The 15,231-nt window shown below is 59.0% G+C and carries 12 protein-coding genes; 8 read left to right on the top strand and 4 right to left on the bottom strand.

Features of this window, described 5'->3' with window-relative positions; translation table 11 throughout:
• Positions 1 to 50 precede the first annotated feature (50 nt).
• On the bottom strand, positions 51 to 2,330 hold the full coding sequence (locus tag VGC62_RS00785; RefSeq protein WP_331185198.1) for a TonB-dependent receptor family protein: 2,280 nt from the start codon (positions 2,328 to 2,330) through the stop codon (positions 51 to 53).
• Positions 2,331 to 2,637: 307 nt separating this feature from the next.
• Here VGC62_RS00785 and VGC62_RS00780 point away from each other — a divergent pair, with 307 nt between their 5' ends.
• The 5 genes from VGC62_RS00780 (at position 2,638) to VGC62_RS00760 (ending at position 9,116) form a co-directional block, all read left to right on the top strand.
• The gene (locus tag VGC62_RS00780) at positions 2,638 to 3,141 is read left to right on the top strand and encodes a sigma-70 family RNA polymerase sigma factor (protein ID WP_331185197.1); all 504 of its coding nucleotides are present in this window, start codon (positions 2,638 to 2,640) and stop codon (positions 3,139 to 3,141) included.
• Positions 3,138 to 4,088 carry a FecR domain-containing protein gene (locus tag VGC62_RS00775; RefSeq protein WP_331185196.1) on the top strand — a complete coding sequence of 317 codons (951 nt, stop codon included), beginning with the start codon at positions 3,138 to 3,140 and terminating at the stop codon, positions 4,086 to 4,088. The genes VGC62_RS00780 and VGC62_RS00775 overlap by 4 nt, the downstream gene beginning before the upstream one ends.
• Before the next feature lie 86 nt (positions 4,089 to 4,174).
• A complete protein-coding gene (locus VGC62_RS00770; RefSeq protein ID WP_331185195.1) occupies positions 4,175 to 6,766 on the top strand; it encodes a TonB-dependent receptor domain-containing protein in 2,592 nt (863 codons plus the stop codon).
• 17 nt (positions 6,767 to 6,783) lie between these two features.
• The gene (locus tag VGC62_RS00765; RefSeq protein WP_331185194.1) at positions 6,784 to 8,187 is read left to right on the top strand and encodes an arylsulfatase; all 1,404 of its coding nucleotides are present in this window, start codon (positions 6,784 to 6,786) and stop codon (positions 8,185 to 8,187) included.
• Positions 8,184 to 9,116: a formylglycine-generating enzyme family protein gene (locus tag VGC62_RS00760; protein ID WP_331185193.1), complete on the top strand. Its 933-nt coding sequence runs from the start codon at positions 8,184 to 8,186 to the stop codon at positions 9,114 to 9,116. Before VGC62_RS00765 ends, VGC62_RS00760 begins: the two co-directional genes overlap by 4 nt.
• Positions 9,117 to 9,259: 143 nt before the next feature.
• Here the strand turns inward: VGC62_RS00760 and VGC62_RS00755 are convergent, their stop codons facing one another.
• Positions 9,260 to 10,741, bottom strand: coding sequence for a methyl-accepting chemotaxis protein (locus VGC62_RS00755; RefSeq protein ID WP_331185192.1), 1,482 nt, complete (start codon positions 10,739 to 10,741; stop codon positions 9,260 to 9,262).
• 100 nt (positions 10,742 to 10,841) lie between these two features.
• Complete coding sequence (locus tag VGC62_RS00750) at positions 10,842 to 11,663, bottom strand: TatD family hydrolase (RefSeq protein ID WP_331185191.1); 822 nt, start codon at positions 11,661 to 11,663, stop codon at positions 10,842 to 10,844.
• Positions 11,664 to 11,850: 187 nt separating this feature from the next.
• On the opposite strand from VGC62_RS00750, the gene VGC62_RS00745 reads away from it, so the two are divergent.
• The 3 genes from VGC62_RS00745 to VGC62_RS00735 all read left to right on the top strand — a co-directional run bounded on the left by VGC62_RS00745 (position 11,851) and on the right by VGC62_RS00735 (position 14,342).
• Positions 11,851 to 13,272, top strand: a complete 1,422-nt coding sequence (locus VGC62_RS00745; protein ID WP_331185190.1) for a transglycosylase SLT domain-containing protein — start codon at positions 11,851 to 11,853, stop codon at positions 13,270 to 13,272.
• Between the two features lie 99 nt (positions 13,273 to 13,371).
• Positions 13,372 to 13,806 carry a DoxX family protein gene (locus VGC62_RS00740; protein ID WP_331185189.1) on the top strand — a complete coding sequence of 145 codons (435 nt, stop codon included), beginning with the start codon at positions 13,372 to 13,374 and terminating at the stop codon, positions 13,804 to 13,806.
• Positions 13,807 to 14,033: 227 nt separating this feature from the next.
• On the top strand, positions 14,034 to 14,342 hold the full coding sequence (locus VGC62_RS00735) for a class I SAM-dependent methyltransferase (protein ID WP_331185188.1): 309 nt from the start codon (positions 14,034 to 14,036) through the stop codon (positions 14,340 to 14,342).
• A 153-nt stretch (positions 14,343 to 14,495) separates the two neighbouring features.
• Here the strand turns inward: VGC62_RS00735 and pcsA are convergent, their stop codons facing one another.
• Positions 14,496 to 15,227 (bottom strand): phosphatidylcholine synthase, encoded by a 732-nt coding sequence (gene pcsA, locus VGC62_RS00730; protein ID WP_331185187.1) that lies wholly within the window; start codon positions 15,225 to 15,227, stop codon positions 14,496 to 14,498.
• Positions 15,228 to 15,231: the final 4 nt, after the last annotated feature.

Raw genomic sequence — 15,231 nt, 5'->3', positions numbered from 1 at the left:
ACTCCTCGGGACGGCCCGCAGGCTGTCCCTTTCAACGATCAAAGACAGGGTTAAAAGCCGACGCTCAACGAGGCGACCAACGAGCGAGGCTGGCCCTTGTAGTACGTGGGGGCGCCATAGAAGTTGGTGTCGCTTGGGTCTGCATTGATGGTTCCGGACTTCACACCGGACAGGTATTGCCTGTCGAATATGTTGTTGGCGTTTAGGCTGATGGTGGTTTCCTTGAGCCCGCTGACCAGGTCCTTGAAGCGATAACCCAGGTTCAGGTCGAAAATCGTGTAGCCGCCGATTTTCTCGTTGTTCGCCAGGTCGCCGTAGTAACTGCCGGTGTGGCGTCCCAGGAAATTGGTGTAGAACGCTTGGTTGTCGTAGCCGATGCCTGCGCTGAGCAACTGACGTGGTGTGTCGTAGAGTTGATTGCCCTGGGTGTCGGCAGTGAAGCCGCCAGCGGTGTAATCGGACTCTTGGGTCGACTTGAGCAAGGTCCAGGAAGTGAAGTAATTGAAGTTGGCTGGCAGCTTGCCGTTGACCGCCAGTTCGAGGCCTTTGGTGGTGACCTTGCCGGCGTTGAAGTACGAGGTCACGCCGGTCAGTTCCTCATACGAGGCCTGACGGTTCTTGAATCTGTCGTAGAACACTGCGGCGCTGATCAGCGTGTTATCGGTGCTGTAGCGCCAGCCCAATTCCTGGTTCCAGGTCAGTTCGGGTTTTTGCTTGTCGCCACCGTCGATGCGGCCATACACCGAGGCAATCGCCGGTACGCGGATGTTGGACGTGGTGTTGTAGTACAGCTGGTTTTGTTGATCGAGCTGGTAGTTGAGGCTCAGGCTGGGCAGGAAGCGGTTGTAGTCTTCGCTGTTGTTGTAGTCCGTCAGGCGATCAGCGCCCTTGAGTTCTGTGTGTTGCCAGGCAAGGCCGGTGGTCAGGGCCAGGGCACTGTTGATGTTCCAGGTGTCCTGAATCCAGAGTTTCTGGGTGGTGATCTGGTTAGCCTGATTGGTGTTGTAGGCAACGTTGCCGCGACCGTCTCTGATCGGATCGCTGCCATCGATGGTTGCCGGTTTGCCGTTGCCCTTGATCGGCGTGAACACGAACTGATTGCGTGCGTGGGTGTAGTCGGACCACAGCCCCAGTTGCAGCACATTGTTGTCGGCCAGCGTCAGGTCCAGGGTGTTGCTTGAGCCGATACGGTACTGGGTCGGGAGCAGTTGCAGCGACGCAGGCACCACGGGGTCCAGTGCATCGCCATCGTGATTGACGTCGGTGCCCAGGGTGCGCTCATTCACGGCTGCGGTAGCGATAGACGCGGTGCCATCGGTGACGCGGACAAAGTACGGATTGACCTTCAGTTGCACGCCGTCCGACAGGTTGAATAACCCGTTGAGGCCGTAAGTCTGAATTTTGAAGTCGGCCCTTGAGTTGGCTGCGCTGCTGCCCGGCACGGTAATGTCGGAGACGCCGGCGGTGCCCCCTGCGGTGGGGTAGGCGGCGGTCGGGTAACCGTGGTCGTAGTCATTCCCCCGATATTGCGCAAGCGTTGGAGACAGGTAGCTGTTGCTGCGCATCAGGAAGCTGGAAAACAGCGCGTTGATCTGGTTGCCGTCGCCCCACTTGTATTGAAGGTTGCCTTCGTAGCGATTGGACGAGAGCTCACCGTCCGAGTCGTCCCATAAATCGCCCGTGGTGCGCGACCCGGAGAGCCACGCGGAAAAGCCATTGACCTCACCGGTATTGACCCGAACGAAGGAGCGAAAGAGGTTGTTGCTGCCGATGCTCTGTTTGTAGAACACGCCGCTTTCTTTGGTCGGCGCGACCGATTTGATCTCGACGCTGCCGCCACTGGCCGTGAGCGTCGGTGCATTGATCGAGGCTGAGCCGTAGCGCACCGCCACCGATTCATAGTTTTCCGGATCGCCCATGAAGTCGGCGTGCGGCGTCAGAAACTGCGGATCGTTGAGTGGAATACCGTCGCGGGTAAAGCCCAATTGATCTTGGGAAAAGCCGCGAATGTTCAGTGAGCCTTCGGTGATACCACTGGAATCCCCGCCACTTGAATGCACGCCGGGCAGGTACTTCAGCGCGCCGGTCACTGCGCTGTCCAGACCCACGAATTTGTCCAGTTGGCCCTTGCTCAAGGTGGCCCTGGATTCGGCGGCTTTCTCTTTTTTCGCATCGCCGACGAAGGTTTCGCTGTCCTGGTTTTGCCCCTGGACCACCACGGTGTCGAGCACCGAGTCACTGGTTTGCGCCGCGACATAACCTGATATCAACAACGTTCCGGACATCGAAATGGCCAGGCCACGGTGTTTTAGCCCACTTATATACTGCATGCGTCTGTTCCCCGGTTAATAGCGTATGGGGGGACGATTGCAAGCGATATGCCACTGCCTTTTGCCCAGTGTTTCCGGGGCTTTAGAGCGTTTTCGTTGAAGGGGTTGCTGATTGATCAGCAGCTGTGCGGGAGCCCTGCTGCTGGAGCAGCATGGGGTGTGCCTGGGGCAGCAACGCGCTGTCGAGACAGACCGCTGATGAGTCTTTTATTCCATAACCATTGAATCAGATGAATTTTTATTCTTTCGAGAACCCCCGGTGGCTCTGCCATATTCGCCGCCTTATAACGCGCTCAGGCTGTCATTGATGTCCAGGCATCCGCATCACTCCTTCGTATCGACACTGTTCGCCCAGCACTACACCTGGCTGCGGGGCAGGGTAAGTCGGGCCATGGGCTGCTCGTTTAACGGCGAGGATATCGCCTCCGAAACCTTCGTTCGGGTGTTGGGGTTGAGCGATCCCCAAGCCATCCGTGAGCCCCGGGCACTGCTGACCACCATCGCAAAGCGTCTGATGCTCGATAACTGGCGGCGCGGCGATCTGGAACGGGCCTATTTGGACACGCTTAATGCTTCACCGGAAAACACCTTGCCCTCGCCCGAAGAACAGGCGGTTCTGATAGAGACGCTGCTTTCCCTGGACCGCCTGCTCGACGGGCTGCCGAGTGTGGGCAAAGCGGTGTTTGTACACAGTTATCTCGGTGGGCTGACCTATGAGCAAATAGGCCGCGAACTGGGCATCTCCAAAAGCCGGGTGCAGCAACACATGGAGCAAGCCATTGTGCGCTGCATGACGGCGATGGCGTCATGAGTACAGACCGTCAGCAACAACTGATTTGTGAGGCCGCGCAGTGGCTGGCCTTCCTTCAGTCCGGTGAGCGAGACCCCGCGCGTGAGCATGCGTTTCTGGAATGGCAAGCCCAGGATCCACTGCACGCCCAGGCCATTGCCCAATTTCAGGAACACCTGCGCAGCCTGCGACAGTCGCCACTCAAGGATTTACCGCAGCATCAGTTGCTCAAGACGCTTAACGCGCCCTCCAGCCGACGTCGCTTTCTGGGCCGCAGCCTCGCCTTGGCAGGGCTGGCACTGAGTGCGGGCATTCTTTCGCGCACGGGCAGCAGTGGCTTTGCCTGGCCGGGCGACCTCTACACGGCCATCGGCGAGCGACGCAGTTTTGATTTGCCGGACGGCAGCACGGCGTTGCTCAATGCTGCAAGCCGCATAACACCTGAGTTTGAACGAGGGCAGCGGGGCCTGACGTTGCAGCGCGGTGAGCTGCGGCTGGATGTACAGGCGCAATCGTATCCGTTCGAGGTGCGTACGGACGCAGGCACGATTGTCGCCCAGCAGCAACGTCTGCTGGTACGCCGGGAGTTGGCGGGTTGGTGGGTGTTCGCGCAACAGTCACCGTTGCGACTAACCGACATCAAGGGCGCGGTCCGCCATCTGAAGACAGGTGAGTGGGCCCGCTTCAATGGGCAGGGTATTTACGACAGTGGTCAAGCCGGGGGTGGGGAGGCCGATTGGACTCGGGGCTTGCTCAGCGTCAACAACTACACCCTGGCGCAGGTCGTCGAGTCGCTCAAGCCATACCACCGTGGAGTGCTGACGGTCGCGCCGCAGGTGGCGGACTTGCGAGTCAGCGGTATTTTTCCACTGGATGACAGTCAGCACGCCCTGCGAATGTTGACCGGCATCCTGCCTGTTCGCCTGAGCCGCCTCACGGATTTCTGGATCACTCTGGAACCGGCATAACGTTAGATGAAAACGATCTTGATGCGCACTGGAAATTCTCGCTGTTGATTCGTCAACGGCGCGACTTCACCCATCAGGATCACGCAATGAGTCACCTTCATACTTCCGCTGTTTGCACCCCTGCACGCATGCCGCTCAATAGCCTGGTGCTGTCCATGGCGCTGGCTTGCGGCACTGTACTTCCGAGCCTGGCGAGCGCGGTCCAGGCCGCCGAGCAGCGCCAACATTTTTCGATCCCGGCGGGTTCACTCGGCTCGGTGCTGTTGGCGATCTCGCAGCAAAGCGGCCGGCTGATCGCCTTCGATCAGCGCAACGTCGATAATCTTTCGGCCCCGGCGATCAATGGTGACTTGAGTTTCGACGAAGCACTGGACACCGCGCTGCAAGGCACGCCCTTGCATTACAGCCGCGACGACAGCGGCGCGGTGAGCATTCGCGCAGGCTCAGCCCCTACTGAGCAGCCTCCGGTTGCCGTTGCAACCCCGGCACTGAAAACCGTGACGGTCACCGCACGCCGCCGCGAAGAGCGCTCTCAGGATGTGCCCACGGCCATGAGTGTGCTGGGCGGTAATACGCTGGAAACCCAGCGAAACTACCGCATCCAGGACATCCAGCAACTGGTGCCCAGCACCACCGTCGCCTATGTCCATCCACGGCAGTCCAGCGTGGCGATTCGCGGGCTGGGCAACAACGCTGCCAGTGATGGGCTGGAAGGCAGTGTCGGCGTGTATCTGGATAACGTTTACCTGAGTCGCCCCGGCATGGCCGCGTTTGACCTGCTGGACATCGAGCAGATCGATGTTCTACGCGGGCCGCAAGGCACGTTGTTCGGCAAAAACACCACAGCTGGCGTGCTCAATGTCAGCACCCGAGCGCCGACCTTCACGCCCGAGCGCACCCTTGAGATGTCGGCCGGACAACGTGGCTACTTTCAGACGCGGGGCACCATTTCCGGACCTTTGAGCGACACCCTGGCCGGCAGGATTTCCGCCACCCGAACCCGTGACGATGGCTACATCAAGAACGAATATGACGGCCACGAACTCAACGGCGGCGAGCGAGACGGTGTACGCGGGCAGCTGCTGTACAAGCCCAGTGAAGACTTCAGCCTGCGCTTGATTGCCAGCTACAACGATGAGGATTCCAGCAGCGGGACGTTTCCGCTGTACAGCACCGGCCCGACCATTAACGGCGTCAACCGTTATGAGCAGCGAGCGGCTGCTGCCGGAGCGCATCTGGTGTATGGACGCAAGGTCAATATCGACTCGGGGCAGAGCATCAGCGTGCATCAGAGCGGGCTGTCCGCCGAGGCTAACTGGAAACTGCAGAACGATTTCACCCTGACCAGCATCACGTCTTATCGCACCTGGAACTTCAAACCCAGTAACGACGACGGCCTTGATGTGGCTGCCTATTACGGCACCGGCGTCGATGTGCATGACCGCGAATGGTCCCAGGAGATACGCCTGGCATCACCCAAAGGCGAGACGTTCGATTACGTGGTGGGCGCCTATTACTTCGGTCAAAGCCTGAACAATCAGTCGTTCACCAACTATGGGCCGAAAGCTGACATCTGGACCGGGACCCCGGACGGCGCACTCAAGAATGTCTCTTCCTATGGCAATGGCCACATCGACGTCGACAGCTTCGCGCTGTTCGCGCAGGGCACCTGGCATTTGACCGACAAGCTGGATTTCACTGCAGGTATTCGCGGGACCTACGAAGAGAAAAGCGGCTGGGTAGACCGCGATACGCCTATCGGCGGCGCAGCTGTCAGTGGGGCGGCGGCCAATGCACGCCAATCGCAGATCGGTGCCTACGATTCAGGCGACATCGGCTTGCACGCCTTCAGTCCATCCGGGCTTTTGAGCCTGAACTATCACTTTACCGATCAGGTGATGGGATACGCGTCGCTGTCGCACGGCGAAAAATCCGGCGGCATCAACCTGACGGTTGCCAGCGCACCCACGGCAGGCGCAGACAGTCTTCTGGTGGGGAGCGAGCGGGCCAATGACGCTGAGTTGGGTATCAAGACCAGTGGGTGGAATAACCGCCTGATCTTCAATACCGACGTGTTTTGGACCCAGGTCGATGGATACCAAACCAACGCCTACGATGTGGCAAGCACTTCGTTTTACCTGACCAACGCGGGCAGCGTGCGCTCACGCGGTGTCGAGTTCGATGCCTCGGTTTTGCCGCTTGAGAATCTGACCGTCAACCTCAATGGCTCCTATAACGATGTGACTTACCTGGACTACAAGGATGGGCCGTGCCCCACTGAGGTCAGTTTTCAGCCCAATGCGCCCAAGACCTGTGACCTGACCGGTCACACCGTCGCCAACGCACCCAAGTGGATCGGCAACATCAATGCCGAGTACCACTGGAATCTCGAAGATGGGTTGGTGCCGTACGTGACCGGCAGTTACTCGTATCGCGGCAAGGCACCCGGGACGCTGGACGATTCCAGTTATGCCCAGTTACCGGCCTATGAGTTGGTCAACCTGAGTACGGGGCTGCGCGGCAACCTGCAAGAGGGACAGTGGGACATCTCGCTGTGGGCGAAAAACGTCTTTGACCGCACCTACTACACCGGTCTTTCCAACAAGAACAACGGCGGTTTTGTCTCGTTCATGGGTGACCCGCGAACCCTGGGCGTCACTGCCCGTTACGATTTCTGAGCCTGGAGCCGACCGTTATGAGGGATTCAATTTTCGACCTCAGTCGTCGCCACTTTCTTGAACTTGCCGGCACCACGCTTGCGATGACCGCGCTGCCGACCCTGGCCAGGGAGCGGCGCAAAGCCCCTAATATCATCTTCATTCTGGCCGATGATCTTGGCATCGGCGATGTGGGCTGCTACGGGCAGACGCGCCTGCGCACACCAAACATCGACCGCCTGGCCAAGGAAGGAAAGCTGTTCACCCAGGCCTACGCCGGGGCGCCGATTTGTTCACCGTCACGCTGCACGCTGATGACGGGCCTGAACACCGGCCACAGCCGTATCCGGGGTAACTTTGCGCTGGCCGGCGGGATTGTGGGGACCAAGGAAGGCCAGAGCGTGCGACGCGCCAATCTGACGCCACAGGACGTGACCGTCGCCCAGCAGTTGCGTGCGCTGGGCTATCACACCGGATTGATGGGCAAGTGGCATCTGGATGGCTACGACCCAAACGCGACCCCTATGGATCATGGATTTGACGAGTTCCGAGGCTGGCTCATCCAGACCGCATCAACCCAAGGCTACTTTCCGACTCAGCGTTATCGACAGCGCGAGCTGATCGATATCCCGCAGAAGCTCGGGCATACCGCCGCGCATTACGAAACCGATCTGTGTACCGACGATGCCTGTGATTTCATCCGCAGAAACGCTGCTCAGGCTTCACCGTTCTTTCTGTTTCTTGGCTATTCGGCGCCGCACAGCCCTTACATTTCGCCCAGCTTTGGCTCCTTTGCCGGTGAGCCGTGGTCCCAGGACCAGAAGTCCTACGCGGCGATGATCGAGCTCATGGATCAGGGCATCGGCAGTGTGCTGCGCACACTCAAGGAACAGGGCGCCGATGAGGACACCGTGGTGTTTTTTGCCTCCGACAACGGTGCTCGTTCCGAGGCCACGCCGGAGCAGACAGCGGTGGTGGAGTTCTTTTCGTCCAGCGGACGCTATCGCGGTTACAAGCGCGATCTTTACGAAGGCGGCATTCACGAGCCGTTCATCGTGCGCTGGCCCGGCACAATCAAGGCCGGCAGTACCACGGACGAGCCGGTCTATTTCCCGGACTTTCTACCCACCGCGCTGGCGCTGGCCGGCGGTTCTGCAAGCAAGACCGATGGGGTGGATTTCAGCCCCCTGCTGCACGATGACAAGGCGCACCTGAAGCCGCGTTATTTTTATTGGGAAACCTACGAGCCGGAGTTTCGCCAGGCGGTTCGACGAGACAATTGGAAAGCGGTGCGCTTGAGTGTCGGGACGCCGCTGGAATTGTACGACCTGAAACAGGACCCCTCGGAAACCCGAAATATCGCCGATTTGCACCCGCAGATCATCACTGAGCTGGAAGGGTATCTGGCGACGGCCCATGTTGCGTCTGTGGAGTACCCATGAAGCACTGCTGCTGTACGCCCTCCAGAGACGGCAACGCGAATCCGTTGACTCAAGCCAAGTCGCTCATGACGAGGGCAGGCAGCGACGGGCAGATGCTGGCGATTCCCGGTGGGAGGTATCAACTGGGGGGCGAGGGGCCGCAGTGCAATGTCGCTGACGGCGAAGGCCCGGTACGGGATGTCTGGGTCGATGGTTTTCTGATGGACGTTACTGCCGTGACCAATGCGCAGTTTGCGCATTTCGTCACGGCGACAGGTTATCGCACCGACGCCGAGCAGTTTGGCGAGTCGTTCGTGTTTGCAGGTCTGTTGGGTGACACGCAAGCACCTTCGGTGACGCAGGTGCCGTGGTGGAAAATCGTCCAAGGGGCCAACTGGCAAGCCCCGGAAGGCCAGGGTTCAACGGTGCAAGGACGCGCCGATCACCCGGTGGTGCATGTGTCCTGGCGCGATGCCTGTGCGTACGCCGACTGGAGCGGCAAGCGCTTGCCCACCGAAGCCGAGTGGGAAGTGGCAGCGCGTGGTGGGCGAGTGGGCAGCGTGTTTGCGTGGGGTGATGACCTGGAGCAAGACGGGATTCATCACTGCAACGTTTGGCAGGGCAGTTTCCCGGACCATAACAGCGGTGACGATGGCTTTATCGGCAGCGCCCCGGCCATGAGTTTTGAGCCAAACGGTTATGGGTTGTACAACATGCTCGGGAATGTGTGGGAGTGGTGTGCGGACTACTGGAGCAATAGCGGGCATTCAAACGCATCCGAGCCAAATCGGCATAACCCGACCGGCCCGTCGCAGGGCACGGCACGCGTGATCCGAGGCGGCTCTTATTTGTGCCATGCCTCGTACTGCAACCGCTATCGCCTTTCTGCCCGCAGCCACAACACCCCGCACAGCAGCACGGGCCACATGGGATTTCGGTGTGTGATGTAGTTGTGCGCGAGGTGGTTTTCCTGGATACGCCGAGGGCTTTGAATTCGCGACTGCTGCGCAGCCGGTCGCGGGACAAGCCACGCCCCTACGAGCCGTCATCGTAAATGCTTTAGGGAGGGGCCAGAGCGCAATCCGTTGGCGTTTTATAACTTCAATTGCCCAATCGCGGTATTCAACGCCCCGGCCAGGCTGGCCAACTCTTCGCTGGTGGTGGCGCTGTCCACCGTCTGGCGCACGGTGCGCTCGGTGACGTCGCGAATGCTCACCACGGCGCGATTCATCTCTTCCGCCACCTGACTTTGCTGCTGCGCGGCGACGGCGATTTGCGTGTTGCTTTCGCGCATTTGCGCCACTGCGCCGGTAATTGCCTCAAGGGCTTCGCTGGCTTCATGGGCACTTTTCACACAGTCGTCAGCCTTGAACGCGCTTTCCTGCATGAAATCCACGGCGTCGCGGGTGCCTGCTTGCAGGGCCGAGACCATGGCGGTGATCTCGTCGGTTGACGTCTGTACGCGCTTGGCGAGGTTGCGCACTTCGTCGGCGACTACCGCAAAACCTCGGCCCATGTCCCCGGCGCGTGCCGCTTCGATGGCGGCGTTGAGCGCCAGCAGGTTGGTCTGCTCGGCGATGCTGTGGATCACATTCACCACGCCATTGATCTTCTGGCTGTCCTGGGCCAGTTGCTGAATCATTTCGGCGGTCTGCTGCACGCCGCTGGACAGACCGGCGATGGACACCCGAACACGGTCTACGACATCCTTGCCATTGCCCGCGAGCGAATCCGCGGCCTGCGACTGATCGCGGGTGGCGCTGGCATGTTGGGCGATGTGATGCACGGTGGTGGTCATCTGGTTAATCGCGGTCGCCACTTGATCTGTTTCGCTTTGTTGTCCAAGCATGCCCTGACGCACGGCATTCATACCCTGCGCCAGTTGTACGGCGCCTTGATCCAACTGCGCGGCGGACTGTACAACGGTGCTGACCACGCGCTGATAGCCCGCTTGCATGGCATTGAATGCCTTGGCCATTTGCCCGACTTCATCTTCGCTTTGCAGCGGCACACGTGCGGACAGGTCGCCGCTTTGTTCGACATGCAACATCACCGCTTTTAGCGTGTTGAGGTGGCTGAGCAGGAAACGGATCAACAACTGGGAGGCGGCCAGCATTGCCAGCGTCAAGGCGAGCACGGCGACGGCGTACTGTGCCAGATGCTCGCGCAACAATTGCACTAACGTCGGCGCGAAGGCCAGCACGGCAACACGCTGGCCGTCGTTACGGGCGATGACCTGCGCACCGATCACTGGTTGTTGATCGGGTGTCGACAAACCGTTCAAGGCCACCCAGCCGGTTGCGCTCGCCAGCGATGGGACCGGCTGGCCGTTGAAGGCCGGGACGTCACCCTGCTTGAACGCTACCCATTGGGCGCCTGCGGGGAAGGGCTGCGTCGGGCTCCACGCTTGCAGCAATTGGCCTTGAGCCTGAGCCGACACCTTGGCATCGGTGATGCGTGACTGCTGCTCTATCTGCAGGGCGTACAGCACCAACAGCAGCGTGGTCATGAAGGCGACCGCATTGACTGCCCAGAATTTGTATTTCAACGAGATATTGCTAAGCCAACTGCCCATGCTCAGGTCTTCTTTTGGGAATTGCGGTGATACGGCAAGGTGCCACTATTTTTGCCGATGTGGGTCGCAAAAGATACTGACCTGAGTCAACGCCATGCCGTCAGCCCTGTGCAGCATCGTCCAGTTTGGGCAACCCGAAAAATGCTTGGGCGCTGGCCGTTGTGTGGGCGGCGACGTCAGCCACGCTCTCGCCGCGATGCAGCGCCACTTCGCGCAAGACCTCCGGTAGATAGGCAGGCTCGTTACGCCCGTTTTTCGGCTTGGGTCGCAGGCTGCGGGGCAACAAGTAGGGGGCATCGCTTTCCAGCATCAGCCGACCACGAGGGATTTCCCGAACCAGTGGGTGTAAATGCGTGCCACGGCGTTCATCGCAGATCCAGCCGGTGATGCCGATGTGCAAATCCAGATCAAGGTAACTGAACAGCGCGCGCTTTTCGCCAGTGAAACAATGCACCACCGCGCCAGGCAGGCGATCACGGTAATCGCGCAGAATCTGCAGCAGGCGTTCATTGGCGTCGCGCTCGTGCAGAAATACTGGCATTTGCAGTTCCACCGCCAGCGCCAGGTGCATTTCAAGGACCTTTTCCTGCTGCGTGCGGGGGGAGAAATCGCGGTTAAAGTCCAGTCCGCATTCGCCCACGGCGCGCACGCGATTTTCTTTTAGCAGGGTCTGCAACTGTTTCTCGGATTCGTGGGTCAAATCGCTCGCCGAGTGGGGGTGGATGCCGACGGTGCTGAACAGCCGCGACGCGTTTTCATCGAGCGTGTGGCATAGCTGCAACGCCTGTTCGCTGGTCTCAATACTGGTGCCAGTGAGGATCAGTTGACCGACACCCGCTGCATAGGCTCGGTCCAGAACATCCCGCTCCCTGGAGGCAAAGCTGGCGTTGGTGAGGTTGACGCCAATGTCGATTAGTTGCATGTTTCGAACTCCAGCTGACGGTCGACGAGGATAGCAGACCCTCCATTGTTATAAAAAAATGAGCAGACTCAACTGCTTGCACCCATAGATTGATGTGATGTCTCTGGCCACGCTCCGCGTATCGACAGGCCGAAGACGGTGGTTCACAGACTCATGCCGTTTTTTTCGGCATTTTCCGGGAGACTCAATGATCCGAGCGTCGTTAATCTCGTTGCTGTGCCTTTTGCTCGTTCCAGCCCATGCGTCTGCACGTCCCGCCGGGCCCCCGGTGGTCATGAAAAAGACTCAAGTCAGGGACCTTCCAGCGATTCGCAGCAGCAAAGTATTGCGCGTGCTGGTCAACCAGAGTCGCAACAGTTCAGGGGAAATGAAGGGCGAAGCAACGGGTATTGAATACCACAGGCTCCAAGCCTTCGAAAGCTACCTCAACAGCCATTCCCGGGATGGCCAGAAAGTCTCCCTGAAGCTTATTCCCAAAGCCAAGGACCAATTGCTCGCGGCACTGCAACGCGGCGAGGGTGATCTGGTCGCGCCGGGCGAGTTGCTCGACAGCAGCGTAGCGAGCCACGTTGAAGCAACTGACCCCGTGGCCAGTCAGGTGCCCTTGGTATTGGTGGGCGTCAAGGGCGAGCGCGGCTTCAAGCATGTCGAGCAACTTTCAGGCAAAACCTTGATGCTGACCAACGGCAGCGCCGCCGATGAGGCTGTCCAGCAGTTGAACCAGAAGCTTGCGTTGCGCAAATTGGCGCCAGTGAAAATTGAATGGGTCGATCCCAGTCTGGCGGTCGAAGACGTGCTCGAAATGGTGCAGGCCGGGATCTATCACTTGACCGTGGTCGAACAACCGATTGCCGAGCGTTGGGCGCGGATCATGCCTAAATTGCGCGTTGATCGTTCGCTGACCCTGAGTACGCACAGCGACATGAGTTGGTTCGTGCGCCAGGACGCCAGTCTGTTGCATGCCACGATCAATCGATTCCTCGAAACCTACCAGGCACCCGCCAGCCAGGAGGTAGCGTTTCAGAAGGCTTACAAGGGCCTTTACCAGGTCCACAACCCGCTGGCGCGTGAAGATCGTCAACGTCTGGAAAGCCTGAGGCCGGTGCTGCAGCGTCACGCCGAGGCGCAGAAGATGGATTGGCTGGATCTGGCGGCGATGGCCTTTAAAGAGTCGGCGCTCAACCCCAGCGCGAAGGGCGGCAGTGGCGCAACGGGTTTGCTGCAGATCACGCCTTCCGCGGCGCGTCGGGTCGGCGTCGACAATATTCATGATGTCGATGGCAACGTGCAGGCTGCTTCCAAATACCTGGCGATGATTCGCCGCAAGTTCTTTTCAAGCCCCAAAATCAACGAGCGCGAGCGCATGGCATTCGCCCTGGCCGCCTACAACCTGGGCCCGGAACGCGTGCAAAGCATGCGCACCGAGGCATCGCGTCAAGGCCTGAACCCTAATCAATGGTTCTTTCAGGTCGAGCGCGTGGCCATGGAGCAGGTCGGAATGGGCGTCGTCAGCTACGTTAATAGTGTGAATAAATACTATCTGGCGTACGACCAAGAGAGGGATTCGCTTGAGAGCCCTTCACAACGAAAGGTCGCCATCCGGTACTGATCGAATATATCGATTTATATGACGCGTTTTTTGTGATTTTAATATTCATTAATTTGATTAGGATGGCGCCACTCTCTCTTCTCAAATGGAATGAATCGCATGAACGCTCACATCAACTCGCTGCTCAAAACCCGCGCTGGCTATGGCATCACTGTGTTGCGCATCCTCGTCGGCGTTATCTTCGTGGCGCACGGCAGCCAGAAGCTGTTCGGCATGTTTGGCGGCTACGGCCTGGAAGGTACCGGTCAATACATGGCCAGCCTGGGCCTGAATCCCGGTTACTTGATGGCTTTGCTCTCTGGCAGCGCTGAGTTCTTCGGTGGTCTGGCGCTGGTGATCGGTCTGTTGGCGCGTCCGGCGGCCTTGGTGTTGGTCGTGATGCTGGTGGTGGCGATTCTTTCGGTACACATCCACAACGGCCTGTTCATGACCAACAACGGTTATGAGTTTGCCTTGGCGCTGCTGGGTGGCGCGATTGCCGTGCTGTTCGAAGGTGCTGGGCGTCTGTCGCTGGACCGCTCAATTGCGGGCTGAGTGAATCCGCGTCAGCAAAAGGCCCGCATTGCGGGCCTTTCGGTTTGTAACCATATTTGACAACCCCACGGCCGCTTCTCTAGGATGCCGCTCATTGCGCCGATTTAAACAGCTACTTGCGGGGCGCCTGAAGTCGTAGATACGGCTTCGAAATACCGCTAAAGCGCTGGTTCGGTGTTGCCTCTCACCGCTGCCCAGCGGAACTTCGAGGCTGAGACAATGACACTATGAGTAACCCGCGCCCTCTCGTTCGTCTGGCTCCCATCGCCAGTCAATTCAATCGTCGCAACCCAAAAATCCTGCTTGGTGGCGCCCATCAGCCGACGCTGTTGCGTTATCTCGACGGCTGGCCACGGCGGCAGAACGGTCCATACGCTTTCCTGATCCAGTTCATCGATCAGCACCAATCCCTCGAACATTTCAGCAATGACCAGTTCGACCTGGCCGTGGTGCAGGCGCCCACGGCCGAGCAGCGTGATGAAGTGATTCATCACCTCATACGTATTGCTCGACAGGGGCTGATTACGCGCGGCTGATCGTGCGCGAATGGTGCTGGTGGCATGTGTACACAAATCCAGCTGTTTTCACCCGTCGATTTGAACCCTTTATCGATGGATTCACTCAGGTCGATGGGCACATGAAGCGGCAGGCTGTATTTCGCACACTGCACCGGATGTAGGGCTTGGTTCTCATGACGAAGGTCGCTCACGTGCTTTGTCGAACCACTCAAGCGACGTGCGCCAGAAGCACACACCGAGAAAATACGCCGAAGCCAGGTACCACAGGCCCATCAAAAAACCGCTGTTGTCGGGGTGGTTGATGACCAGTCCCAGGCTGCAGAGCAACCAGACCGTGGTTACCGCGATATTGATCGGCATGAAGCGACGCACGCGAAACGGGTGCAGAAACTTCATGCGGGTCAGGGTCAGCAGCGCAAGGCCAATGATCGTCAGGAAGGTGACCCAAGGCGTCGGCGAAATGATATAGACGCACAGGGCAACGACGTTCCACGCCGCGGGGAAGCCTTGAAAGTAATTGTCCTTGCTCTTCATTTCGACGTTACAGAAGCAGAACAGCGATGACACCAGAATGATCGCGGTGGACAGCAGCAAGGTGTTCTCAGGCAGTGGCAGGTAGCGATACATGAACAACGCCGGAATGAACACGTAGGTCAGGTAATCAATCACAAGGTAAAGTACCGAGCCGTCGAAGTTGGGTAAGACCGAATGAACATTGACCTTGCGCGCCAGCGAACCGTCGACGCCATCGACCACCAGCGCAAGGCCCAGCCATAGCATGCAGCCCTTGGGCGAGCCTTCGAACAAAGCGATGGTCGCCAGGAACGCGATGACCACACCAGTGGCGGTAAAACCGTGCGCGCCCCACGCTTTGAGCCTGGCTTTGCGTTGTTCGGATATCAAATGG

The organism is Pseudomonas sp. (assembly GCF_036404235.1).
Lineage (GTDB): Bacteria > Pseudomonadota > Gammaproteobacteria > Pseudomonadales > Pseudomonadaceae > Aquipseudomonas.
Note: the sequence above shows the minus strand (reverse complement) of the source record. Positions and strands in the feature narration are given on the sequence as shown.